The sequence below is a fragment of the Pyrolobus fumarii 1A genome, assembly GCF_000223395.1.
GTDB classification, from domain to species: Archaea; Thermoproteota; Thermoprotei_A; order Sulfolobales; family Pyrodictiaceae; genus Pyrolobus; species Pyrolobus fumarii.
Genome location: NC_015931.1, coordinates 886,035 through 909,870, shown reverse-complemented (window position 1 = coordinate 909,870; position 23,836 = coordinate 886,035). Strand labels below are relative to the sequence as shown.

Sequence of the window (23,836 nt, the reverse complement as noted above, 5' to 3'; positions counted from 1 at the left end):
CCGTTCCCCGTGCAGGGTGATTAGTTTGGATTGGCGCGGGTTGGTGGCGAGCGGCGAGATAATACCAGAGCTAGTGAGGCAACGCAAGTTTCGCAAAGCAGACAAGCTATCTAGGCTAGAGGCCCTCGACGCACTCCACTATAAGGTCTCTAGATGGACGTGGCACGAGCTAACGAGGTACGTTAGGAGTGTAACCGGGGGTCTAGGCGACACAGAGGATGAGCCCTTTGACGTCGTCCGGATGGGGCTAGCGGGATCCGTGATAGCATGGCCCGAGGTGGTTAAACAAGGAGGAAGAGTGCTGGAGATAGGCACAGGTATAGGTAGGACAAGGTACGCCATTCACATCACGACATCGACGACAATCTACATGAGCATAGATGTTGACCCGGTCATGCTAGCCATTGCTCTCTATGCTAACCCTGTACCTGCATACCAGGATGCTCTCTGGAAGCAGGATATGCTGGTTCTACTCGCAGACGCGGTGCGACTAATCCCCTTGCTGCCAGACACGTACTTCGACCATGTAGTACATGATGGTGGCCCTAATCCGCGCCGCAATCCACGCCTCTATACACGCAGCGTAATACACCATCTCTGGCGCGTGCTGAAGCCCTGTGGCACGCTCTCCATCTTCGCGGGCGCCGAGAGAACATGGAGAACTAGGATATACGAGATGTTGAGAGACGCTGGGTTTGTGGTTGAGGAGACTGTTCATCTACCGGGTTCACGCGCAGCTGTTATACATGCGAGGAAGCCCTGCCATGCTGGGAGCAATCTGCACGACGAGAGAGATGAGAGCCTGGGAGATTAACAGTGCACACCTTGGCGTCCCGACTCGGCTTTTGATGGAGAATGCTGGTGCGACTGTCGCACGCATAATCCTGGAGCGGTTCAAGCCTCGTACCGTGTCAGTGGTGGCTGGTGTAGGCGGCAAGGCTGGCGACGGACTAGTAGCTGCTAGACACCTCTCTACCGCTGGTGTGCATGTCAGGGTATTTCTGGTGTCTAGGCCCGAGTCTATACACCACCCGGACACGCTAGATGCTCTGAAAGCTGCTGAAGCGGCAGGAGTCGAGCTCCACTATGATTACATGCGTTGGGCTGATAGCGACTGGCTAGACGCTGACGTCATCGTAGACGCTATGCTTGGTACTGGTGTCAGAGGAGAGCTAAGGAGGCCATACCGGGAGATCGTTGAGGAGATAAACCGTTCTGGGCGCAAGGTTGTAGCTATTGACATACCAACTGGCATAGACCCCGATACCGGCAAGGTGCTAGGTACGGCCGTAAAGGCGGACATCACTGTCACAATGCACTGTATAAAGGCGGGACTTAAGCAGAATGACGGACCTCGCCATGCCGGCGAAATTGTAGTGGCTAACATTGGCTTGCCTCGCGATGCTTGGCTATACATCGGACCCGGCGATCTTGAAGTGCTCTTGCCACGCAGGAGAGAGTGGGCCCGGAAAGGCGAGGCGGGGCGCGTGCTGGTAGTCGGTGGTAGCAAATGGTTCTACGGTGCACCTTGGATAGCCGCACTCTCCGCATTCTATGCCGGCGCCGACCTCGTATACCTCGCCGCCCCAGAACCGGTGTTTAACACGGTTGTGTCACCTGAGATAATCCCAGTGCCTCTACCAGGCGACATACTACGCGTGAATCACGCGAGAGAACTTGAGGATCGCATCCAGCTGGCAGACGTTATCCTGGTCGGCCCTGGTATAGGCGCGCACCGCGAATCATGGATAGCATCCCGCCTTATCGTAAAGAGGGCGTTGGAGCTAGGCAAGCTTGTTGTCGTGGACGCCGATGGTCTGAAGGCATTAACCGAATATGCGACGCCCCAGGATAGAATTGAGAGCCTCGACGGCAAGGCTATACTAACTCCTCACGTTGGTGAGGCTTCGTTACTCCTCGGTAAGAGGATAGGGCACGAGGATATCGAGGCGAGGATAGAAGCTGCCAAGCATTTGGCCGACAAGCTGAGCGCCGTTGTGATACTCAAGGGTAGGATAGATGTTGTAGCCAAGCCTGGCGGCTACTACCGCCTCAATAGGAGCGGCACACCAGACATGTCTGCCGGCGGCACGGGCGACGTACTAGCCGGTGTCACTGCGGGACTACTGGCAGAGATAAAGGACCCATGGATTGCTGCCCAACTCGCAGCATACGTGACTGGCGTTGCCGGGGAGGAGGCCGTGAGAGAGCAGGGCCGCGCCGCACCATCCCTTCTGATTAGGGAGGTTTCGCGTACCTTAAGCAGGGTAAGGTATAAATATGCAAGCTGACTGGCTCGCTGCAACCGAAGAACGCGAGGTGGCGTGAGATGGCCGCGCAGCCCGCCCAGAGCAATGTGGTACTAGTCGGTAAGAAGCCTGTCATGAACTATGTACTAGCGACCCTAACCCTACTAAACCAGGGTGTCAAGGAGGTCGTCATCAAGGCTAGGGGCCGCGCCATCAGCAAGGCTGTCGACACTGTCGAGATCGTGAGGAAGAGGTTCCTACCCGGCAAGGTCGACATCAAGAGCATCCAGATCGACAGCCAGGAGATCCAGAACCCCGACGGCCGCCGCACCCGCGTCTCCACCATCGAGATCGTCCTAGAGAGGAAGGACTAAAGAGCTAGTAAAGCCTGAGAAATCCCTGCCATCTTTTTTAGCAATGGGTCCCGACCTACCGAGTACACTCCTCGCGATAATGCCACGGGAGTGCAGGAAAGAGCAACTGATACCAATTCTCGTATCATGGTTTGCATGGCGTGATCTACCCGTACAAGTTATTGTCGCGCATGCACTTGAAGCAGATCCTCAGCTCGCGCTACTACTTTGCAAGCTTGCCCGGCTCTTCACTACATTGTACACACGCCAGCCCCTCAGCTTATAAGAGAGCACGTACAGAGCCCCCTCTCGGGTAGGTCTGCATGCCAACGCACGGTTCGATAACCAAGGCTGGTAAGGTTAGGAAGCAGACGCCCAAGATACCACCCAAGCCTAGAAAGAACCCGTGCCCGCGCGTGCGCAACCGTAAGGAGTATGCCAGGTATCTAAGGAGGCTACAGGAGCAAGCTGCTGTAGCCTAAGACACCAATGGGTTGTTTTCTTACACACCGGCCCGGGTTAGCCGCCTCACCTAACCAGCTACAGTGCTTACTACCTAGCCTTATTCTACCTGTGTGCGTGCCGCCCCGCGGCTCCTAGGAGTTTTAACACCTCTTGTGAATCTAGTGGTGCTCTGGCACCCCCTGCAGGGATATTATTGGCGACTATTCTTGCTGGTTTTGAGGGGCTGGTGATGCCTGGAGACGAGCTGTGGGGGTATACTGGCGAGGCTGCACGCCTGCTTAAAGAGGCGGGTGCAGAGGTAGGCGACCGTATTCGCATCACAAAGCCCGACGGCACAGTCTATGAGGGCATTCTTATGCCGCGTTACGCTCTAGCCCAGAAGCCCATTATTGTTGTCAAGCTCGATAATGGCTATAACATCGGTGTACGTGTTGAGCGCGGTACACGTATAGAGGTTGTTGAGAAGCGGCGTGCAAAAGTAGGTGCTGTCGTGACTGTTCCATTGTTGGAGGAGTCTCCACCCGCTGGACCCAAACCACGTGTTTACATACTTGGCACCGGCGGGACGATAGCCAGCAAGGTTGAGTACGAGACTGGTGCTGTAAAACCAGCTATGAGCGCAGAAGAGCTCTTAGAAGCTGTACCCGAGATAGGCTTCATAGCTGATATTGACGCTGGTGTATTGTTCAGCATTCTTAGCGAGAACATGACCCCGTCACACTGGGAGCGCATTGTCGACGAGGTTGCCAAGTTGATCCAGGAGGGTTATGATGGTATCGTGGTAGCACATGGCACCGACACTATGAGCTATACGGCTGCAGCCCTCTCCTTTGCATTCCATCGTGGTCTCCCAGTACCAGTCGCCCTAGTTGGCGCACAGAGGAGTAGCGATAGGCCCAGCAGCGACGCAGCATTCAACCTACATGCTGCTGTGCTCACAGCCGCTAAGGCACCATTTGCAGAGGTAGTGGTAGTCATGCACGGTGAGACTGGTGATACATACGCCCTAGCCCATAGGGGCACTAAGGTTAGAAAGATGCACACTAGCCGGAGGGACGCATTCCAGTCGATAAATGCTCTACCACTTGCAAAGATATGGCCACAGGAGGGTAGGATAGAGCTCCTTGTGAAAGAGTATAGGGAGAGGGGACGCGAGAAGCTTGTAGTGGAGAACGGTTTCGATGATAGAGTTGCGCTCATCAAGTACTATCCCGGCATGAAGCCCGAGATTATCGAGTTCTTGGTTGAGCAAGGGTATCGTGGCATAGTTCTAGAGGGTACCGGGTTGGGACATGTAGGCGAGTGGCTCGTTGATAGCATAAAGAAGGCTGTTGATGCTGGCGTTGTTGTAGTGATGACAAGCCAGTGTCTCTTTGGCCGCGTCAACATGAACGTGTACGCTTCGGGCCGTAAGCTGCTAGCTGCTGGCGTCATACCCGGCTCCGACATGCTACCCGAAGTCGCCTTCGTCAAGCTCTCGTGGGTGTTGAAGAGAGCTAGGGACCCAGAGGAGGCGAAGAGGTTGATGCTCGAGAATCTCGCTGGCGAGATAAACCCACGGCACACCGTCAACCTATACCCCAAGTGGCCCCATGAGCCCTAACATGCGGTCACCACGCAACAGTTTATCGTTGAGTTGTTTGTGTGCATAGGTTAGTGTTTATGCTGGATTAGGTGCGCCTCGGGCGTGGAGAGCAGGTAGGGTGCATCAGTTATGCCTCTGGACCCCAAAGCTAGACTCGAAGAGCTTGATTTCTCGAAACTCGGTTTGAAGGTGGGACTAGAGATTCACCAGCAGCTCGCCACACAGCACAAACTATTCTGCAAGTGCCCCGCCGAGCTGGTTGAAGAGGACGCTGAGGATGTCTTTCCACGTAGGCTTCGCCCGACCCGAAGCGAGCTTGGCGAGGTCGACATAGCAGCGTTGTTCGAGTGGAGGAAGGGTAGAGTGTACGAGTATCACGCTCCGCGCACCGCCAGCTGTCTCGTAGAGGCTGACGAGGAGCCTCCCCACCCGCTTAACGAGGAGGCTCTGAAGATAGCCCTCGCTATCGCCCTGGCACTTGGAGCAAAACCCGTTGATGAGGTACACGTTATGAGGAAGATTGTTATTGACGGTTCTAACACAACTGGCTTCCAGAGAACAGCGGTCATTGCTCTAGGCGGCCACATAACACTATCAAATGGTAAGAGAGTCGGCATCCAAACTATCTGCCTCGAGGAGGACGCGGCTAGAAAGCTCGGCGAGGAAGGTGTGAAGACAAAGTATAGGCTTGATAGGCTCGGAATACCACTGATAGAGGTTTCAACAGCCCCGGATCTCAACACTCCAGAGGAGGCGCAGGAAGCAGCATACGTCATTGGCCAGTTGTTCCGTTTGACTGGCAGAGTTAGAAGAGGTATTGGTACGATTAGGCAGGATTTGAACATCTCGATAGAGGGTGGCGCAAAGGTCGAGATTAAGGGTGTGCAGAGGCTCGATCTCATAGCGAAAGTTGTCGCCTATGAAGCTCTCAGGCAGTACCGGCTTCTACAGATACGCGACGAGTTGAAAGCTAGAGGGCTGAAACCAGAGGACCTGGATAACATAGAGATCATTGACGTGACAGACGTGTTCAGAAACACCAAGAGCAAGGTGATTAAACGTGCCCTGTCTAGAGGAGGTAGGGTACTCGCTGTCAAACTCCCGGGCTTCCACGGTATCCTAGGCGTCGAGGTTCAACCGGGGCGGAGGTTCGGCACAGAGCTGGCAGACTATGCTAGGTTCTGGGGTGGTGTTGGCGGCATCTTCCACACTGACGAGCTACCCGCCTACGGCATTACTAGCGAGGAGGTAGAGAAGCTCTATGAGGTTACTGGCGCACGCAAGGGCTACGATGCAATTGTTATAGTTGCTGATGAGGAGAAAAAGGCTAGGAAGGCGCTTGAGGCTGTCATCGAGAGAGCAAAGCAAGCCTTGGTGGGCGTGCCTAGAGAGACTAGGGCGGCACTAGACGACGGAACCACGAGGTATATGAGGCCTCAGCCGGGCGCGGCGCGGATGTACCCAGAGACCGACATACCCCCGATGGAGGTAACGGAGGAGATACTACGTGAAGCTGAGAAGCTAGTCCCGGAGCCGCCCGCTAAGAAGCTGGAAAGGTTTGTACGCGAGTATGGCCTTAGCGAGGAGCTAGCTAAGCAGGTGATACGCGATATACATCTTGACGTGTTTGAGAGGCTTGTAGAGAAGTATAAGGGTAAGGTGCCAGCAACGCTCATAGCATACACGCTTGTCTCAACGTTGAAGAATCTACGGCATGAGGGCGTGCCGGTAGACAACATAAGTGACGAGCATCTTGACGAAGTGTTCGGGCTTGTGGCCCAGGGCAAGATAGCTAAGGAGGCGATACCGGACGTGCTGAAGTATCTGGCTGAACACCCGGGCTCTACAGTGAAGGAGGCCATCGAGAAGCTTGGTCTGGGCGCGGCAAGCCTAGAGGAGGTGCAGCGCGTTGTGGACGAGGTTGTAGAGCAGCTTAGGAGCGAGATACTGGAGCGTGGCGAGAGGGTATTCGGCAAGATAATGGGCAGGGTGATGGCGCGACTTCGTGGGCGTGCCGATGGGAGGGTAGTAGCAGAGATCGTGAAAAAGAAGATACGCGAGGTTCTAGGTAGCCAGTAGCGGCTGTGATGTGTACTTCCGGCGCTGAACGGTGATGTAAAGGCATTTGTCTGAGCCTCGTCTAGAGCCCTGTTGCGCTTTCTCCGATTACCTCTGTATCCACCTTTTCACGGCGCAGTACAATCCTTTCAATCCTATCTATGAAGTCCTCCTCGTAGGGAACGCCGACAAACGCTAACACACCGTTAATGGCTATGGCTGGTACAGTCGTCACGCCATACTTCTCTGCTATATCCGGGTTCTCGTAAGCCTCAACAGTATCAGCTATGAAGTCTCTTCGGCCAGCCTTCCAGGCTTCGAACGCGAACATGTTTGCCAGTAGCGCGGCATAGGGACAGTAGGGACACTGTGGCGTAACGACAACCTCTATGTGAACCGGCTTGTTTATCCTCTTTATTCTCTCCACGGTGCTACTATCAAGGCCGCTATCATTAGTCGATATACGGATTATGGTCTCTACTAGCCCTCTAACCTCCTCACCTGCCGGTACACCTGTATACCTTATCACGCCGTCCAGCAGCGTGATTGAGGGTATACGTTCAACCCCATGCTCCTTGAACACATTGTCGTGTTTCCCTTTTTCCCACACATGCATTCGGAGCAGTTTCTGGCCGTTTTTCTCCGGCGACTCCTCCACCAGAATCTTGACGAGCTCCACAGCTTCATTGCAGTATTCGCAGTCTGGGCCTATGAAAACGTGTATGTCAACCGGATTTTCCATGTCGGATAGAGCTTCTCGTAAGGCTTCTCTATCTTCGCTGGTAAACTTTACCTCAACTGGCTTCAACTCCTCTCAACCAGATTGAGAAACACTTGTCTCTAAGGGGGTTGTTATTCTACGCGACGCTGGGCAACCCCCACCCGGCTATCCGCGAGTTAAACAACAACGTATCTCAACAATGTTATGTTTATAAAAGCTATCAAGTGTTAGAGAAAAGGGTGGATAACACGTGTTTGACCACGAGAACGAGACTACTCTGCTTATGCCCTGCGAGGCGGCTACCAGGAAGGTCCTACCCGCGCTTAGAGCCGCCACCGCGATACTGCTCGTAAAGGAGTATGGCTTCACGACATACCGCACGGCAAAGCTGTTAGGGTTAACACCTGCCGCCATCTCTAACTACCTGTTCAAGAGGAGAGGAGCAGAACTAGTCGACATTATACTCAACAACGAGAAGTATAGGAGGATCGTCGAGGAGATAGCTGGAAGACTGCTTAGTGGTGCAAGCCCCGAGGAGGTAACTATCTATGCGTGCATGCTGTGTAGGGAGCTGAGATTGGAACTTACGCGTAAGGCTAGGAGTGGAGAGGGTAGGAGTAACCAAAATGCATAGGCCGGTAGTTCTCGTGCGCTACGCGGAGATCGGGGTTAAGCTTGGACGCACGAGGCAATTCTTCGAGGAGAGCCTGGCTAGGAGTATACGTTGCTGGCTCGCTTATGCCGGATTGATACGACCGATTCGCATCACACCCGGCAGGATAATCATAGATGTTGAGGAGCTTGAGGAGGCATTTGAAGCTGCTAAGCTAGCTGCTAGGTCTTTCGGCGTCCACAGCGCGGCCCCCGCGTGGTCCATCCCAAACGACCTCAACACTATTCTCGAGATGATACCCCGCCTATTTCGAGATGAGCTTGTCAAAGCCTCTACTTTCGCTGTGAGGGCTAGACGCGTCGAAAGTTACCCGGTGAAGAGTAGAGATGTTGAGAGGCTTCTCGGTGCGCGTATACTAGAGGCTATACCGAGTCTTAGAGTAGACCTCGAGAAGCCAGATGTGATTGTGAGGCTCGAGATACGCGCCAAGAGGGCCTACGCGTATCTCGACTCGTGGCTGGTAGAGGGGCCTGGTGGCCTGCCCTACGGTGTCGAGGGTACGGCTGTGATTCCTGTGCTAGAAGGGAGCCTAGATGAGCTTCTAGCGGCCTGGCTTGTAGCGAGAAGAGGTGCGCGTCTATATTTTGTGGTCTCCGGGGAGAGGGCGAGAGACGTTGTCAAGCGTTTCGTTAACGCGTGGGTACCATGCGGGGACGCCATAGTGGAGGAGAGCGAGGATCCTTGGCGCCTAGCTGCTAAGCTTGCTGCACGAGGCGCGGCCTTGCTTGTTTACCCGCATGTCATCAGCGTTGATGTGGATAGTGAACGCGTGTGGAGTGTATCGCCTCTTGTAGGTGCACCGGAGCAGATAGTGTCTAAAGCCGTGAAGATGCTCACTTCTTCACTCCATTTCGATGATTTTTAGCATCTTTTCGAGATTCTCGCGTTCGTACCATCTCTCCATGAAGCGGAGCACGAGGTAAGCTGCCCGCTGGTTTCCATAGGGCTCACCTAGCCTGGAGAACAGCGTTAGCACCTTGTTGTTATGATCAAACTTGTAACCCTCGTCTACAGCCTCATGTCCCCTTACTATGAGCTTGGTACTTGTCAGCTCCAGCGTTCTCTCTGTGACTCTCGGCCCCCATAGTTTCCCTGCACCCCTCGGGTTAGGCATATAGTCAGCTTCACAATCACAGGGATCGTTCCACAATAACTCTTCGAGTATCTCGAGCGGTGCTGGGTACCTATCGGCAGCAAGACCTTCAATCCAGCTGCCAGCCTCTAGTAGTGTTACGGGCGGTCCCCCGTGAACCAGGAAGACCCGTCCCTCGATTATAGCCGCGTCCGGTAGTCGTGGGAACACCTCTTCAAGGAACGTCTGGTATAGTTTCTCCGCAAACCCGCTATACTCTGCCTCTGGGAACCTAATCTTGAGGTGGAACGGAAAGTCGTGTGGATAGGGTATAAGCTCTGGTAGCGGTTCGTGATTACCCCTTAGCATTATGACATGATCGGGGTTCTCCACGTACATCAGCATTGGGGCGAGTATCGTCTCCAGCTGGTGAGGGCCGCGGTCAACATAGTCGCCTAGGAACACCACGTAACCCGTCTCGAGGGCATGCTGTGTGTCTGGGTCCCTCAGTATCTCCTCGAGTGTCTCGGCATCGCCGTGCACATCCCCTATTACGACTATGGGTTCACGCGGTTGTGCAATTACAACATGGTTGTATAGCCTCACCCCGTTTACATCTCCCTCTTCCCGCTGCTCATCAATAGTCTCTACAAAGTGCTCTACAGTGTCCAAAAGGTCATCTGGATTCTGCGCTATCTCGGAGGCAAGCTCTAGGTATTCTATTGGCCGCCTAGCCACTGTTTTCACCTCATGATTCTCCTCATTAGTAGTTTGGGTAGAGGTCTTAGCTTTACCTGGAGACGTGCTACTCCCTCTGGTATCAAATGCACGACTGTACTATCGTGCCTTGGCGTAACTTCATGTCTACCATTCGCATCGTAAACCTCAACCCGTGCTACAGGATACACACTATGTAGCTCCACGGTTACAGGATGTAAATGCGGGTTCCACAACGTCACAGTAACCTCATTATCAGCTACACGATACTCGAGGACGCCAATATCCCCGCGTATATCTAGAGGACCTTTTACACCACGGAGTCTAGAGTTCAGCAACCTAGCCAGCAGACCACGCGAACACCTGGAGGCTCTTAGCGCGACGCCTTCCCCCTCTATCATCACAACACCAGGCTTGATATTAACAACCAGAGGTTCTCCCAACGCCAGGAAGGCCTCTGCTTCCCCCGGCGCCTCTACACAGCCTAAACTAAGTACGAACTCGCCCTCTTCGACCCTAATGACACGGACTGCAAGCGGCTCAACATAATATAGGCGGGGGCTAAATGCACCCCTCAGTCCACGCACCTCACTAACCTCTCCCTCCACCATCATTATTTCGCGTCCTTCTTTGCCAGCCTCGACTGTTCCTAAGAGACCCGCCCAGGCTGGCGGAAGCCCAGGCAACAATGGCGTATATGCACGTATACAATTCGCTCCTTTCCCTATACGCACGCAGAGATTATTGGAGGGACTACAAGCCTCCAGACACTCCACGTTTATAGGAAGGGCACCCGGTTCGACGCGTTCCAGCAACACGAGCTGTGGAAGCTGCCGCATACGAAGGAGGTCCACCGGGGCGACACGTATACGTCCGGGTTTACCAGGTGCAGGAGTGTACCAGACAACAGGGTTGGCACTCAAAGCTCGTCTCCGCCCCTCGTTGCCTTCTCGGCGACGTCGATAGAGTCGAGCACTTGCTTTACACCATCACCCCTAACCCTAAACACTGCGTGAACACGCTGCTCCGCCACATCAACATTTGCACCCAGAGACTCTAGCCTCTCAGCCGCACGACGCGCGCTATCCTCGTCGCGCGCGTGTAGAGTCACTCTCACCACTACCCTCCCACTAGAGCCACCACTCCACGTAACTTTGTAGCGACCCTCGCGAACACCCATGACCTTGCTCTCTTCCACAACCTGTCCAAGCAAGTTCTTGGTCTGCACTCTAAGTTCCTCTACATGCAGCCCTGCGTTACGCATAACTCTGGACACCATTCTACGTGCTCTCTCCATATCCACGCCCAAGGCCGGCGCACCACCTCGTTACCATACCTATGTGAGCCGGGGTTTAACCCGCTGAGGGCTCAGCGGCCACGGCTTACTCATCACCAGCTCAGTCCGTCCAAGGCCTCATCAACGTCTAGGCCAGGGGCTAGACTAGCGGTTATTACGTTCTAATGCCGTACCGGCTAGTAAGGGGTTAGCGTAAAAGTGTCTCCTCCCGTCTCTCCACGCATGCAGCTGGTGGGCCTCAATGCCTGGTTTTGAACCGGTTGGGTCTAAGAGGTATAGGCTGCTACACCCCCGACCAGTCTACATAATCATAGCATCTCGTGGAGAAAAGATAAACGCCATGGCGGCGTCTTGGGTGTCCCCGCTTTCCGAGGAACCCGAGAGGATAACCCTGGCACTTGACAAGGAAAGCTACACCTACCAGATTATTCGCGAGGTACGCGAGTTTACCGTTAATGTAGTCGACGATAGGCACCTGGATGTAGTGTGGTGCGTGGGCACCACTAGCGGTCACGAGATAGACAAGGTTTCAAGGTGCGGTTTGAAGCTCGAGCCGTCAAGCTCTGTACGCGCTCCACATCTGGCGGACGCGCTGGGTTACATCGAAGCCCGAGTCTACAAGATAATCGAGGATGTTGCAGAAGATGTAGACCTTATCGTGGCTGATGTTGTGGCTGCCTACGCCAGGAGTGATGTCTACAATCCGAGGTATGGATGGGAGTTAGCAAAGGCGCGTATACTGCTGCACGCGTCGGGGCGAGCCTTCACAGTCCCCGGTAGGCTGCTAGTAGCGAGGGGCTAGGGTAATACTACGTCCTTCGCGCCGCCCCGCCTTACACCATTTAGTTTTACCACCGGTGGCCCGGTCTTGTCCACAGTTGAGGAGGGCACCGCACCCCTCGAGGCAGAGTATAGCCCCGAGCCCACCTCCGTCATATCACGGAGTATAAACATACTCTCGGAGAGGCTGAGCAGCATAGAGGCCAAAGTGGAGGCACACGAAGCCACGATTGACGCACTTGTTGCCAGCCTAGATAGACTTGAGGAGCTGGGCTCCAAGGCTAGCGAGCTACACCGTGTAGCAGTTCTCATCGGCGAGTGGAAGAGGCTAACATGCCGACACCACGTGGATGGCGTGTGCCGCGCGTGGAGAGTAAAAAGCGACGCAGGGATACCGGTAGCAACAGAGTCTGGTGTACCTCGTCCAGTAGTTAGCAAAGTGCCAGTACTCTGCGCCCTATGCCCACTCTACGAGCCTAGACGTTAGTCTCGACCAGCGCTTCTAGCACAGCCTTCGCCGCCTTCCTCATGATTGGCGCTAGTTGCTCGTGGTGAAGCAGATCCTTCTTTTCGGGAACCACGAGGTTGTCCGCTATCACTACCAGCGCTGCTGTCCTAAACCCCCTCATCCACCCAATTCCGAAGAGAGTTGCACACTCCATCTCAACTGCTATTATGCCACGCTTCGCCCAGAACTCGGCAAAGTCAGGGCTCTCAGCATAGAACGCATCGTTGCTTATCACCGGGCCCATGTGTACCGTTAGGCCCTCCCTCTTTGCAGCCTCGTAAAGCTTGACCGTTAGGGTTGGGTCTGGAGCCGTGGGCATACAGGCGTTGGGCGTGTATACCCCGAGTGTACCTCCACAGTAGTACGCCGCGCCCGTCACCACCACAGCATGCCCGACGTCTATCTCGGGCTTGAGGCCGCCCGCAGTACCGAGCCTAACCATAGCCTTGGCTCCAAGCATACGAAGCTCTTCGAAGACTATCGCTGCGCTAGGCCCGCCAATACCGTGAACAGCTACCGACACTGGAACACCCTTGTAACTCCCCGTGTACACGTACAACGCACGATTCTCGCTCACAACCCTGGCATCCTCGAGAAACTCCTCAGCAACCATCTTTGCACGCGCCGGATCGCCGACAACCACAACCCTCTCGGCGACCTCACCAGGCTTGGCCGTCAAGTGCTGAGGCTTCAAGCTCTCAGCCAAAGGCCAACACAGAGCCCGTGGGTAAAAGCACTAGAGGCCTACCATGTTACCCGGTTTCTACACAGGCGGGCCCGCTAGAACAAATGGGCCCCGCGATGGCGGCGTAGAACCCCGGCTTAGATTTCACGTGCTGAAGTCCTATCCTGGCCGAGCGGGGCCCAAAACACGCCCAATAACACTGGACAGACTAGCGAGTGTAACATGCAGGCAAGGAGCGAGTTGTGATGCGGGGCTGGGAGAACCCCGCGTCATCCACGGGCATCGGCCCCAGTCGGCGGGGCCGGGGTCCCGGGGCCCACCATACTATAGAGCCGCGCGTCACTAAGTTATATTGGTGTGGCTTCGAACCGCGTATCACCCTCCACTCCTTAGGGAAGTTAGCGGGTGCAACTGTTGCCTGCCGAGAAGCTATACCAACGCGACAGCTACCTTCGCGAGTTTGACGCGAAGGTGACGCGAGTTGAAAACAACGAGGTGTTCCTAGATAGAACAGCGTTTCACCCTAGACCCGTAGGAGGTTTGGACGCAGACCGCGGCTGGCTCATAGTAAATGATGAGCGCGTGGCTGTGGTAGATGTTTACGAGAAGGACGGTGACGTTGCGCACGTAGTGGACGACCCGTCGCTCTTCAAGCCTGGCGTCCATGTACACGGGGTCATAGACTGGGAGAGGAGATATCGCATGATGAGACTGCATACGGCCTTACACATCCTGGCAGCGCTGCTGTACGAGAAGCACGGTGCCCGAGTCACAGGAAGCAGTATCTCACCTGAAGGCGGCAGAGCCGACTTCGACCTAAGCAATGTTACAGACTGGAAGAACGCCCTACAAGAGGCTGTACGCGAAGCCAATGAGATTGCAAAGAAGTGTATAGAGGTTCGCGTATACTGGCTACCGCGCGAAGAAGCCATGAGAATACCTGGCCTGGTGAAACTAGCCGAGAGGATGCCACCAGAAGTCAAGCAACTTAGAATCGTCGAGATACCGGGAATCGATATCCAGGCCGACGAGGGGCCCCACGTACGCAATACATGCGAGATAGGCGAGATTGTCCTGGAAAAGATGGAGAGCAAAGGAAGAAGGAGAAAGAGGATCTACTTCAACACAAAACCCTAAGGAAAACCTAAGAGGCGCCCAACTCCCCAGATATCCAGGAGTACGTCCTGGCCTGGTGCCGGGGTGCCCGAGCGGCCTAAGGGGCCGGCCTTGAGAGCCGGTGGGGGCTACCCCCGCGCGGGTTCGAATCCCGCCCCCGGCGCCATCCATCACTTCTAAGATCACTTCCGGGGATGGCGCCGCTACCATACTCTAGGTGGCCTATCCCGAGACCAAAACCATGTCTCGAACTTCATAGCTCCAATACAATCGTTTAAAGATAAACGGGAGCTATTGTCCACCTTTACCTAGCTATCCAGGCATCTCGCAAACACGCTTCTCACACCTCACAGTAGAGGAGGTCGAATAAGAACACCAACTAATGTAGTATTACGCACCCTGCTTCACAAAATGATCAGAGGATAGAATAAAATGGAGAGGAGTGAAGATAGGACGTCTTGTAAAAATAGTTTGGAGTTAATCAGTCTATGATAACTCTAGTTTAGCTTCTCTTGACGAGGTAGCCTATGGCGAGACCCACTATCAGTGCAGCAACTGCTGCAGCAGCCATCATTCCAGTATTGCCGGTCTGTACGGTCTCAGTTACTGTCGTGGTCACGGTGCTTACGCTAGTCTTTACGACAGTCTCGGTGGTGGTCTTCGTCACTGTCACGGTCGTTGTTGCCGGAGCAGCCGTTTCGGCGGGCTTGGTAGTGGTTACGGTCTCTGTTGCCGGTGTAGTTGTTGTAGTCGTCGTCTCCTCAGGAGCCATGAGTACGGTTATGCTCGCAATAGCCTTGGCAGGCTGGCTGTAACCGGCTGGGTAGACGTAGATCACTAGCTTGTAATCGCCCTCTGGCAGCGGCTTCTTTAGGACTATCTCGAAGATGCCAGGCTTCACATACTTCGCGTCTAGCATTACAACGTCGCCCTTCTCGGATACTGCCATCGCGTAGACCTTGACCGCCTTGGCGGCTGCCGGTTTGCCATCAACGCTCACCTTTATCTTAGCGACGGGCGTGCCAGGCTCGGCGACCTCGATTATACCCTCATTGATTAGCTGCACTGCCTCGACCCTGGCGACATGCTTGCCTAGCTCCTTGGCTACCTGCTCTGGGCTTATTGGGTAGTCCGGCACGCGTACTAGGGTTGCAACGTCGTTTGCAGCGTCATAGGATTCTAGCATAAACGGGCCGTTACCGACTAGCATGTGGCCATACTTCTCGTAGAAGTTGAGGAGGTTCTCTAGCCTCTTGTAGAACTCATCGGCCGTTAGGTAGCCTAGGTCGATTAGGCCCTTGACCCAGTCGGGCATCTCCTTCTTCTCGATGATCTCGCGTAGCATCGCAGCCATCTTCTCGCACTGGTCCTTGCTCACTAGGTGTACTGCCGGCTTGTTCGCAGCCTTGGCGCCACTCATCGTGAACGCCGCCTCGCCAGCCTCAACAAGCTTCTCCATTGCGAGGTATAGCTCTAGCGGCGTGCCGGTCCAGATGTCGGCCTGCTGTGCCACAATACCGTCGTCCATGTGGGTGAAGTTCGTATAGACTATAACAGCAGTCTCGTTGATCACCTTCACAGCAACGAAGTTCGTTAGGAACGGCGCATACTGGGATGCTAGCGCGCTCTCGTACCTAGTGTCGCCCTCGCCCGCCTGTGAACTCCACTCCTTGATTAGGTAGATCATCGCTAGGAGGTCTGCGATTGTCTCGGTACTCCCATCGTGGAACTTGAGCTTACCTAGTAGCTTATAGTTTATCACAACAGCGTTCTTGGCTACCTTGCCGCCAGCGCTGACCCAGGCGTGTTTCTCCGGGTCCCAGGTGATCGCGTCCTCTGGGACCTTTACGACAGGGTTACCACGCTCTACCTTGAAGCTCGCGATTAGGCTCCAGCCGGGCTCGCCCGTGGTCGGCTTGCTGGTTATACCTGGTAGGTATATTGCAGTGGCCACACTAGTCACGCTGTATAGGTCCTGGAAGCCACCGACTGGGTTCCATGGCCAGCCCTGCGAGTAGACGTACCTGTTGCTGAACTTCACCTCGGGGCCAGTGTAGTGTAGGTTGAGGTAGGTCCAGGTGTTCCATGGGGATGCCTTGGGAGACTCTATGATGCCCTTGACGTTCGGGTTGATTATGTAGAAGTCCCTAGTCCAGACGACGAACACTCTTACGGAGTCGCGGATGCCTAGGTCAACGAGCTTTCTGTATAGTGCCCAGTACTCCTCAGGTGTCTTGTACTCGCCCTTTACGAGCTTCTCGGCAGTGTCGTTTATCTCCTTGGGTGGGTAGTAGTTGACGTAGCTGGCTTCGCCCCAGCCCGGCTGGAAGCCGTACAGGCTGCTGAAGAAGGCAACAGCGGTATCATGGTCGTAGGCAGTCATGCCGGTGAAGCCCCAGCCCTCGGTGTAAAGGTGCCACTGACACTTGCCTGGGTCATCGCCATACACTACGTCGAAGGCGCCTCTGAAGTCCTTGTATATCTTCTCAACAGTGAATCCAAGTTCCTCTAGCTTCTTCGCAACATACTCGCCAACCTGTTTCCTCTCGTCCTCAATCCTAATCACGAACTTGATTGTCACTGGCTTGCCATTGTAGTACCACTTGCCGTCGACTAGCTTCGCGCCAGCCTTCTCCATAGCCTCCGTGATCAGCTTCTTGGCATACTCAAAGCCCTTGGCGAACTCGACCTCGTACTTGGCTGCTACTGGTAGTAGTTTGATGTAGTCTGGGTCGACCTCAGAGTAGGGTATGATAGCAGGGACTGCAGCACCCTTGTATATCTCGTTGGCGATCTCCTTCCTGTTGATTATGAAGTTGAGCGCGTATCTCACCTCTGGGATTGTGAATGGGTTGAAGCTACCATCTCTGCACTGAACTGGGTTAACCAGTATGTCCACTAGACCGCTGAGCGGCGCCACGACCTTGAAGCCTTGTGCCATCATCTTCTTAGCAAGGTTGGGGTCGCGTATCCTGAATAGCCTGGCTTGTGTGTCGCCAGACAGTAGGCTCTGTATGGCAGGGTCGTCCTCAGTGATTCTCATCACGACTATCTTCTCGACTAACTGCTCTTGACCCTGGGCGTGGACGAGTATGCCTAGGGTCGGAATCGTGATAAGGAGTAGCACTAAAGCGGCCATCAGCCGCTGCACACTATCACCCGCTAAGCAGGCCCCCTTAGAAAGGGGGGTATAAAGTGGGTCCGTGTAGGTCGCTAAACCCACTGTTTAACACTCTTGATAATATCCTAATTGGAGAAAAATGAGGCGTTACCGCCTTATCTTTGGGGCAACGATTGGCTCCAGCGCTCTACCAAGTAGCAGGAATGTCGCACAGAACACAGTGAGGGCAAGACCTGGGAAGATGAAGCTCCACCACCATCCGTTGATCACTGCGTGCTCGTTCCACGCCCATTCTAGCATCTTACCCCACGTGGGTACCGTGGGGTCGCTCAAACCTAGGAATGCTAGTGCAGCCTCTGTTAGGATTGGGTCAGGGATACCTAGCACCATTAACGTCACCAGGTATGGCATCACTTGTGGCAGTACATAACGGAAGATTATTCTGAGCGTGCCAACACCTATGGCTTTAGCTGTTTCGATATATGGTTGCTCTCTTATCTGCAATGTCATACTCCTAACAACGACCACCGGCATGCTCCACAGAAAGGCGATCATGACCGTCATTATAAGCCATATCGAGTAGCTTTTTGTAGCCATTATGACAACTATTAGTATTGGTAGGATCGGTATAGAGTAGACTACATCTACAATCCTCATAAGCAGCTCGCCTTTCCAACCCCTCGCTAACCCTGCAGCTATACCGTATAGGCCGCCGATCATCACTGATAGGAAGGACACGTAAATGCTTATGACGAAGGACCAGGGGAGCCCCACTAGTATACCTAGCTCTATCGGCCTGCCTACGCTATCGGTCCCCATCAGCCCATAGCAATTACCGAGAGTCCTAAGCACGAAATATACGTGCATATCATGCTGCAGATCCGCCTCTCCCTTTGCCACGAAGAACACGCTTAGCTTGATCTTGTACACTCCACGTACCGGCTCAAAGTCTCTACCTATCCATAGTATCTGGCCTAGCCCCATCTCGACAAGCTTCATTCTCGTCGCGTTGCCAGCCTCGAATACGCTGGCAACACTGTCCATTATCACCTTGTATAGAGGCGATTCTGGCTGCACTGTTGACAGTAGCTGTGGCGTCTCACGATCCACACCGATGACCACTACGCTCTCTTGCGGCACCGGCACCCTGTATAGCAGCGGTATTCGCAGCCCATCCGGCCTCTCTATTACAAGGCCGAGTTTGAAGCCACGCAATGTTCCGCTTCTATTCACCACCAGTAGCATGAGCGTGTCGCTTGGCGGCGCATCACCCTCATACTTTAGCTCGCCAATCCACGTGATATTGTACACAGTATACTTCTTTAGGCGCTTAATGGTAATGTTGAACGGTTCTGCACTGCTAGTATCGAGCACCAACTCTACCTCCTGCGCGTGCTTCGACACAGCCCAGCACGGCGGCACATGAAGAGGATACCTACCAATCCACGCATTCTCATCCAAATACAGCCTCGAGAGCTTCGCATAGTCTGTGAACACCACTACATACACAGCTAACGCTAATTGTATGAGCAGCAATGCTATCGCCACTTTGCCACTCCAAGAGTGCAGCACCTCACGCAACACGTGCCACGCCATTGACTCTCACCCCTACGCGCGCCTAATCCTCGGGTCAAGTATTGTATAGAGTATATCTAGCACGAACCTCGTAATCAGGTAGAGCAATGTCGATATGTACGTGAGGACGAGGATAACTGGTATGTCGTTCGAGACGACTGCCTCCCAGTAAAGCGTACCCAGGCCGAACCAGTTGAACACGGCCTCCGTGAGTATCGCACCACTCACAATACTCAGGACGATGGTTAGCAGAACCATCGTTACTATTGGTGGCGCGGCTACACGCAATACGTGCTTGAAGAGGAGCATACGCTCTGGCACACCCTTCGCTCTCTCTGTCATAACAAAGTCTTCAGTCAGTATATCTAGCAGTATACTTCTTATGCGGTATGCCACGACGCCCGTGGATGTCAGGGTTATCGTCAACACCGGTAAGGCTGCACGATACGCTACGCTAACTGGATTGGTCCAGTCCGTCTGATACTCCGGGCCAGGGAATATGCGAAGCTGGTAAGCAAACACCCATATCATCACCATTGCCACCCACCACCAGGGCATGCTAATACTGAATATCGACCACGTCGATATCATCCTATCAATGATGCCGCCCGGCCGCCTTGCAGCAAGCAGGCCAAGTGGTATGGCAAGTGCCATCGTCAATATGCTGGACGTGGTGAACAGGTACACTGTGAATGGTATCCTTTCAAGAACTATGAGGTACGCGTCGGGGCTACCAGGGTTTATTATCCTAGTTGTGAGGACCCTAGCATAAATAGGTTGGAAGGTTAACAAGCTAAACGTATACTTTATCATCTTTACATACCAAGGCTGGTCGAGACCAAGTGCTTTGATCAGCTCCTCCTTCATTCTCTCCGCCATCTGGAGCTTGATTTCCATAGGTACGTTGGCATACTGCGGGTTCGTGAATATAGCTCTCCTAATCTCGACTTCAATACTCTTCATCATTATCTGGTCGAGAATTGGCGTTGTCAACGCCACAAGGATCGACACAACAACAAACAATACAATTGGTATCGTTAACGCCTTCGTGACCAACCATCGCATGATGCTCATCCGCGCGGTGGGAAGCAATAAAGACCCCCTTAAGGCTTAGTCCCGGGTAATTGCAATGCACGTAGGTCACTGGCCTGCATCGGGTAACACCAGGACGATAGTGTGGATACCATATGCTAGGCTAGCTGCAAACCTCTACTATGAACTGTATATTTCGCCTAGAGCCTCGGGCTGCAGGAAACTATTGGGATTCACACGGATCACTCTGGAGCCAAAGAATGGTAAACCACGCGGGATTCTCGCAAAACCATCCAGAGACCCCCACACGGCAATACGTGAAGCCCTAGCCTCGTGTAGAGGCAATGGACGAGCGTCATGGCGCATAGAGGTTAGAGGCGTTGGCAGCGGCGTGTGGGCCTACGCGAGAGTGATCAAAGAGAGACTACTATTCCCCTCTAGACTGCCAAGAGTACGTGTCAACCCCGAAGACAACCTAGAGACGTCAATAGCATCATTGTTACGCGAGGACCTAGAGAAGATAGTAAAGGATGCTAGGATCTCAGGCATCTATTATAGGCCTTTTAGCATAGAAGCAAGTGGCACACTCCGGGACATCACAGACATAGACGATAATCACGATGAGATATTGTCACGACTTCTCAAACTAGAACCCCACTTGAAAGACTTGCTTACGAACCTTGTAACCTAGAAAACAGCAAAGTTAAGTTCTAATCCTCAAAGCTGGTTACCCATCTTCTCATAACTATGATACGATGGGGGCGCCGCCCGCTACGCCGGGGCGTCACCCCGGGCGTGGATGGGCGGGCGCCGTGGCTCAGCCGTCCGCCGCCAATACTACAAGCTTCTTACAGTAGCATCAGGTTATAATTGCTATAGTTGTTATTAATGTGCGTCTTGGCATGGGGTCCAAACTAGCAAAGGCGTCTTATCTTGATGGAGTGTTGAGAGGGTAAGGATGTGTAGAAGTGACAAGAGAGGGCTTGTTGTTATCGTGTGGTGGGCCCGCGGGGATTTGAACCCCGGACCTCCGCCTCGTCAGGGCGGCGTCCTAACCAGGCTAGACGACGGGCCCACACTCCGTGTAGGAAGGGCTCAACCCCAGAGGCTGATATAGGGTTTGCGCCCACGGCAAGAATCTCGGCGCCAGATTCATGCTATGATTTTGTATCTACGGTTCCCAAGCCTCTTCAACAGCGCCTCGTACTCCCTCCTGCGCATCACAGTTACTACCTCATAGCGTATGCCCCTAGGCGCGTACACAACAGCAACACCGTTCCAGCCCATCGCTATATACACATCACGTTGCTTGTCATAGACTAGTTGCTCTGGATTTTCCAGAGCTTCTATAACCTCGTCTATTGTCACACGACGCTCTCTCATCCTTTCCTTTGCATGCGCCGAGAGTATAACCTGGTACTTATCTTGCGCTGTGTCTTCTCGATCAGTGACAATATGCGCTGTTCCTCCTTCTCTCCGGGCCTCTCCTCGTAAACAGCAACCACGATCAACTTGCCTCCGCATTTTGGACACTCTCCATCTTCGAGGCCTACATAGTCGCCCTTACTGTATTCCCTTTCAAGCCTGTATCCACACCTCATACACTCGATTCTAGTCCTCAGTCTCGGCTTCGGCTCCTGCTGCTTCTTCATCGTCGCGAGTAGGATAGAGACGCTGAATAAGACTATCAACGTTAGAAGAAGCATATCCATTAGGGTTGATACTATATCGGTTGAGGGCATGGTTGTTGCCATCGCTCCCACCTATTGCCCTATACCAACAGTGTTCCCTACACCGACTACAATAACCGCCTTACCACGCTCCACACTCTTCACAATATCCTCTACAATCTTTGCTGCTCTCGAGGCGGCGTCTGCTATCTCTTTTCTCATGCCCGTTATCGCCTCCTCTATGGACATCTTTATGCCTATAGCGTGTAGAGGGATACGCAGTCTCGATGCTATTCTCTCAATTTTTATCTTTTCGGGGCCCGGGTCACCCATGGCTACACCAGCACCTATCGCAACCTCGCCCGTCTCCTCTCCCTCAAGTTTCAAGACTGCATCGATAGTTATTATCGCCGCGAGTTTGTCACCAACGCGCTTTGCTATGTTCTCTACAGCTTCGCCTGGCCTGCCCACTGTAGAGCCCGGCCCCTTGGCCTTGATTATGTACACCTCGCGCTCATCTAGGACGGCACGATAGTACACAGTGTTGTGTGCAGCCTCGCCTTCGGGGCTTACACCAAGCTTCTTGGCAAGTAGGAACGCTGCGAGCGGGCCAGCGCCGTCGCCGATAGGCCTGCCCTCGCTCACCACTTGCGCGGCATCACGATAGCTGCGCGCCACGCGCAATAACATTGGCATTACAAGAACCAGCTGCATCATTAGTGCCCAGTTGTTGTAGCGTAGGCTCAGTATGAAGAGATGCCTCACTAGCCTGTATAGAGTGTCGAGGGCACCTGCTATACCAACGAGAGTCTCCACGTTGTTCACAAGCGTCTCGTCGCCGCGTTTCTCTGGAGGCAGTGCATCAAGCACCCATGAGCGTATGGTCTCGTCCTTAGTGCGCAACACCCTCTCAAGCCTTCTGATGATATCCACTGGTTCGATATCAACCGGATGCACTATGAAGTATCTCGAAACTCTTGATACGAGGCTATGCGGGTCTCTAACCCCAGCCGAGCGTAGGTACTCAACCGCTCTTGAAATAGCATCGTCAACGTAGGATCGTAGGATAGCCAGTTTACCACGTACATCACGAGCCCACAGAGCAACTTGGATACGTTGATTGACGCCCAGAAACATCATGAGAAACACTATAGTGAATATCAACTGCGATATCATTGTTATGATGTCTGTTGAGCCCGTGCCGCCACCCGCCTGCATGACCTAAGCCTCCCCCTCGTCACCCCCAGTGGTCACGATAATCCTATCCTCTAGGACGAGAACCGTGTGTTCAAACTGCGCGACTAGACCGCCACTCCTCTCGACAAGCATAGGATAACCTATGAGCGCACGTGCCCTCCAGAGCTTTCTCAATGCAAGCCTAAGAGCCTCGACCCCTCCATACTTCTCTACGTCGAACCATCTCTCTGTGAAGGGTAGCGTCCGGAATCTGGTAGCAATCTCCGACAACAATCTCTTCTCCAACTGTCTAAGCCTCATTGCACGCATCGACGGCCTTTCGGGGTTGAGGGAGTATATTGTTATCGGTTCTCTTTCAACTACGTAACCCTCGCCGGTAGTCGCGAACGGCTCAATCGCGTAAGCGTTCCCGGGACGGAATACACCAGGAAGTGGCTCGTTAACATTCGGGATGCTCTCGCCAGCGTGCACCAGGTACCTACCAAGACTGTGCCCCGAGAGGTTCGCTATAGGCTTGAACCCCTTTGACTTTATCAGACGCTCGACAACAGCGCCTATAGTCTGGAAACTGACGCCCGGCTTGACCTCCCTTATGGCAGCTTCGAGAGCTTCACGCGCCGCCTCTAGGAGCTTTTCGTGTTTACCGCTAAGGTCCACCGTCACTGCAGTGTCAGCTATGTACCCGTCAACATGGACTCCAATGTCTATCTTTACTATCGCATCCTCTGGGATAGTCGCATCATCGCCTATTACCGGTGTGTAGTGGGCGGCAACATCGTTAACTGATATGTTGCATGGGAATGCTGGCTCGCCTCCGAGCTCCCTAGTCCTCCTCTCAGCATAATCACAGATGTCGAGCAGTCGTGCACCCGGCTCTACAAGCTTAACAGTCTCTTGTAGTACTATTCTCGCGATGCGCCCGGCCTCAAGATACTTACGCAGTATCTCCTCATCCATTCCCA

The 23,836-nt window shown here is 53.8% G+C and carries 24 protein-coding genes and 2 tRNA genes; 13 read left to right on the top strand and 13 right to left on the bottom strand.

Annotated elements, in window-relative coordinates:
• The first annotated feature begins 25 nt into the window (after positions 1–25).
• The 6 genes from PYRFU_RS04795 (at position 26) to gatE (ending at position 6,731) form a co-directional block, all read left to right on the top strand.
• Positions 26–814 (top strand): MnmC family methyltransferase, encoded by a 789-nt coding sequence (locus PYRFU_RS04795; protein WP_014026508.1) that lies wholly within the window; start codon positions 26–28, stop codon positions 812–814.
• On the top strand, positions 765–2,291 hold the full coding sequence (locus PYRFU_RS04790) for a bifunctional ADP-dependent NAD(P)H-hydrate dehydratase/NAD(P)H-hydrate epimerase (RefSeq protein WP_014026507.1): 1,527 nt from the start codon (positions 765–767) through the stop codon (positions 2,289–2,291). The genes PYRFU_RS04795 and PYRFU_RS04790 overlap by 50 nt, the downstream gene beginning before the upstream one ends.
• A 38-nt stretch (positions 2,292–2,329) precedes the next feature.
• The gene (gene albA / locus PYRFU_RS04785; protein WP_014026506.1) at positions 2,330–2,623 is read left to right on the top strand and encodes a DNA-binding protein Alba; all 294 of its coding nucleotides are present in this window, start codon (positions 2,330–2,332) and stop codon (positions 2,621–2,623) included.
• A gap of 302 nt (positions 2,624–2,925) precedes the next feature.
• Complete coding sequence (locus PYRFU_RS04780) at positions 2,926–3,084, top strand: 30S ribosomal protein S30e (RefSeq protein WP_014026505.1); 159 nt, start codon at positions 2,926–2,928, stop codon at positions 3,082–3,084.
• Positions 3,085–3,296: 212 nt separating this feature from the next.
• Entirely contained in the window at positions 3,297–4,670 is a 1,374-nt protein-coding gene (gatD, locus tag PYRFU_RS04775) for a Glu-tRNA(Gln) amidotransferase subunit GatD (RefSeq protein WP_048192453.1), read from the top strand.
• A 111-nt stretch (positions 4,671–4,781) separates the two neighbouring features.
• Positions 4,782–6,731: a Glu-tRNA(Gln) amidotransferase subunit GatE gene (gatE, locus tag PYRFU_RS04770; RefSeq protein ID WP_014026503.1), complete on the top strand. Its 1,950-nt coding sequence runs from the start codon at positions 4,782–4,784 to the stop codon at positions 6,729–6,731.
• A 61-nt stretch (positions 6,732–6,792) separates the two neighbouring features.
• On the opposite strand, the gene pdo is transcribed toward gatE, so the two are convergent.
• Complete coding sequence (gene pdo, locus PYRFU_RS04765) at positions 6,793–7,518, bottom strand: protein disulfide oxidoreductase (protein ID WP_014026502.1); 726 nt, start codon at positions 7,516–7,518, stop codon at positions 6,793–6,795.
• A 163-nt stretch (positions 7,519–7,681) separates the two neighbouring features.
• On the opposite strand from pdo, the gene PYRFU_RS04760 reads away from it, so the two are divergent.
• Both PYRFU_RS04760 and PYRFU_RS04755 read left to right on the top strand, forming a co-directional pair.
• Positions 7,682–8,065, top strand: a complete 384-nt coding sequence (locus tag PYRFU_RS04760) for a transcriptional regulator (protein ID WP_014026501.1) — start codon at positions 7,682–7,684, stop codon at positions 8,063–8,065.
• A 13-nt stretch (positions 8,066–8,078) separates the two neighbouring features.
• Positions 8,079–8,969, top strand: a complete 891-nt coding sequence (locus PYRFU_RS04755; RefSeq protein ID WP_167827843.1) for a THUMP domain-containing protein — start codon at positions 8,079–8,081, stop codon at positions 8,967–8,969.
• On the opposite strand, the gene PYRFU_RS04750 is transcribed toward PYRFU_RS04755, so the two are convergent.
• The 3 genes from PYRFU_RS04750 to PYRFU_RS04740 are packed head-to-tail and all read right to left on the bottom strand — an operon-like array spanning position 8,946 to position 11,202.
• Positions 8,946–9,914, bottom strand: coding sequence for a metallophosphoesterase family protein (locus PYRFU_RS04750; protein WP_052296939.1), 969 nt, complete (start codon positions 9,912–9,914; stop codon positions 8,946–8,948). The genes PYRFU_RS04755 and PYRFU_RS04750 overlap by 24 nt on opposite strands.
• 5 nt (positions 9,915–9,919) lie before the next feature.
• Positions 9,920–10,816: a hypothetical protein gene (locus PYRFU_RS04745; RefSeq protein WP_014026498.1), complete on the bottom strand. Its 897-nt coding sequence runs from the start codon at positions 10,814–10,816 to the stop codon at positions 9,920–9,922.
• Positions 10,813–11,202, bottom strand: a complete 390-nt coding sequence (locus tag PYRFU_RS04740) for a hypothetical protein (RefSeq protein WP_014026497.1) — start codon at positions 11,200–11,202, stop codon at positions 10,813–10,815. Before PYRFU_RS04740 ends, PYRFU_RS04745 begins: the two co-directional genes overlap by 4 nt.
• Positions 11,203–11,431: 229 nt before the next feature.
• Between PYRFU_RS04740 and PYRFU_RS04735 the strand changes: the two genes are divergently transcribed.
• Both PYRFU_RS04735 and PYRFU_RS09940 read left to right on the top strand, forming a co-directional pair.
• Positions 11,432–11,992: a flavin reductase family protein gene (locus PYRFU_RS04735; protein WP_014026496.1), complete on the top strand. Its 561-nt coding sequence runs from the start codon at positions 11,432–11,434 to the stop codon at positions 11,990–11,992.
• A gap of 66 nt (positions 11,993–12,058) precedes the next feature.
• Entirely contained in the window at positions 12,059–12,457 is a 399-nt protein-coding gene (locus PYRFU_RS09940; protein WP_014026495.1) for a hypothetical protein, read from the top strand.
• Here the strand turns inward: PYRFU_RS09940 and PYRFU_RS04725 are convergent.
• Positions 12,447–13,172: a purine-nucleoside phosphorylase gene (locus PYRFU_RS04725; RefSeq protein WP_014026494.1), complete on the bottom strand. Its 726-nt coding sequence runs from the start codon at positions 13,170–13,172 to the stop codon at positions 12,447–12,449. The two genes, PYRFU_RS09940 and PYRFU_RS04725, sit on opposite strands and share 11 nt — an antisense overlap.
• Before the next feature lie 396 nt (positions 13,173–13,568).
• Between PYRFU_RS04725 and alaXM the strand changes: the two genes are divergently transcribed.
• Positions 13,569–14,300, top strand: a complete 732-nt coding sequence (alaXM, locus tag PYRFU_RS04720) for an alanyl-tRNA editing protein AlaXM (RefSeq protein WP_014026493.1) — start codon at positions 13,569–13,571, stop codon at positions 14,298–14,300.
• 57 nt (positions 14,301–14,357) lie between these two features.
• Positions 14,358–14,445: transfer RNA gene (locus PYRFU_RS04715), tRNA-Ser, on the top strand.
• A 336-nt stretch (positions 14,446–14,781) separates the two neighbouring features.
• Here PYRFU_RS04715 and PYRFU_RS04710 read toward each other — a convergent pair.
• The 3 genes from PYRFU_RS04710 to PYRFU_RS04700 form a co-directional block, all read right to left on the bottom strand.
• Complete coding sequence (locus PYRFU_RS04710) at positions 14,782–17,430, bottom strand: ABC transporter substrate-binding protein (protein ID WP_167827841.1); 2,649 nt, start codon at positions 17,428–17,430, stop codon at positions 14,782–14,784.
• Between the two features lie 117 nt (positions 17,431–17,547).
• On the bottom strand, positions 17,548–18,996 hold the full coding sequence (locus tag PYRFU_RS09935; protein WP_014026491.1) for an ABC transporter permease: 1,449 nt from the start codon (positions 18,994–18,996) through the stop codon (positions 17,548–17,550).
• A gap of 12 nt (positions 18,997–19,008) precedes the next feature.
• Positions 19,009–20,040: an ABC transporter permease gene (locus PYRFU_RS04700; protein WP_167827840.1), complete on the bottom strand. Its 1,032-nt coding sequence runs from the start codon at positions 20,038–20,040 to the stop codon at positions 19,009–19,011.
• 64 nt (positions 20,041–20,104) lie between these two features.
• Between PYRFU_RS04700 and PYRFU_RS04695 the strand changes: the two genes are divergently transcribed.
• Positions 20,105–20,698, top strand: a complete 594-nt coding sequence (locus tag PYRFU_RS04695; RefSeq protein WP_048191613.1) for a hypothetical protein — start codon at positions 20,105–20,107, stop codon at positions 20,696–20,698.
• A gap of 306 nt (positions 20,699–21,004) precedes the next feature.
• On the opposite strand, the gene PYRFU_RS04690 is transcribed toward PYRFU_RS04695, so the two are convergent.
• The 5 genes from PYRFU_RS04690 to map form a co-directional block, all read right to left on the bottom strand.
• Positions 21,005–21,082, bottom strand: a tRNA-Val gene (locus PYRFU_RS04690).
• Positions 21,083–21,159: 77 nt separating this feature from the next.
• Positions 21,160–21,390 (bottom strand): hypothetical protein, encoded by a 231-nt coding sequence (locus PYRFU_RS10440; protein ID WP_014026488.1) that lies wholly within the window; start codon positions 21,388–21,390, stop codon positions 21,160–21,162.
• Positions 21,387–21,749: an SIR2 family protein gene (locus tag PYRFU_RS10435; RefSeq protein WP_167827839.1), complete on the bottom strand. Its 363-nt coding sequence runs from the start codon at positions 21,747–21,749 to the stop codon at positions 21,387–21,389. Before PYRFU_RS10435 ends, PYRFU_RS10440 begins: the two co-directional genes overlap by 4 nt.
• A 21-nt stretch (positions 21,750–21,770) precedes the next feature.
• The gene (locus tag PYRFU_RS04675) at positions 21,771–22,895 is read right to left on the bottom strand and encodes a DUF1512 domain-containing protein (protein WP_014026486.1); all 1,125 of its coding nucleotides are present in this window, start codon (positions 22,893–22,895) and stop codon (positions 21,771–21,773) included.
• Between the two features lie 3 nt (positions 22,896–22,898).
• The gene (gene map / locus PYRFU_RS04670) at positions 22,899–23,831 is read right to left on the bottom strand and encodes a type II methionyl aminopeptidase (RefSeq protein WP_014026485.1); all 933 of its coding nucleotides are present in this window, start codon (positions 23,829–23,831) and stop codon (positions 22,899–22,901) included.
• Positions 23,832–23,836 lie beyond the last annotated feature (5 nt).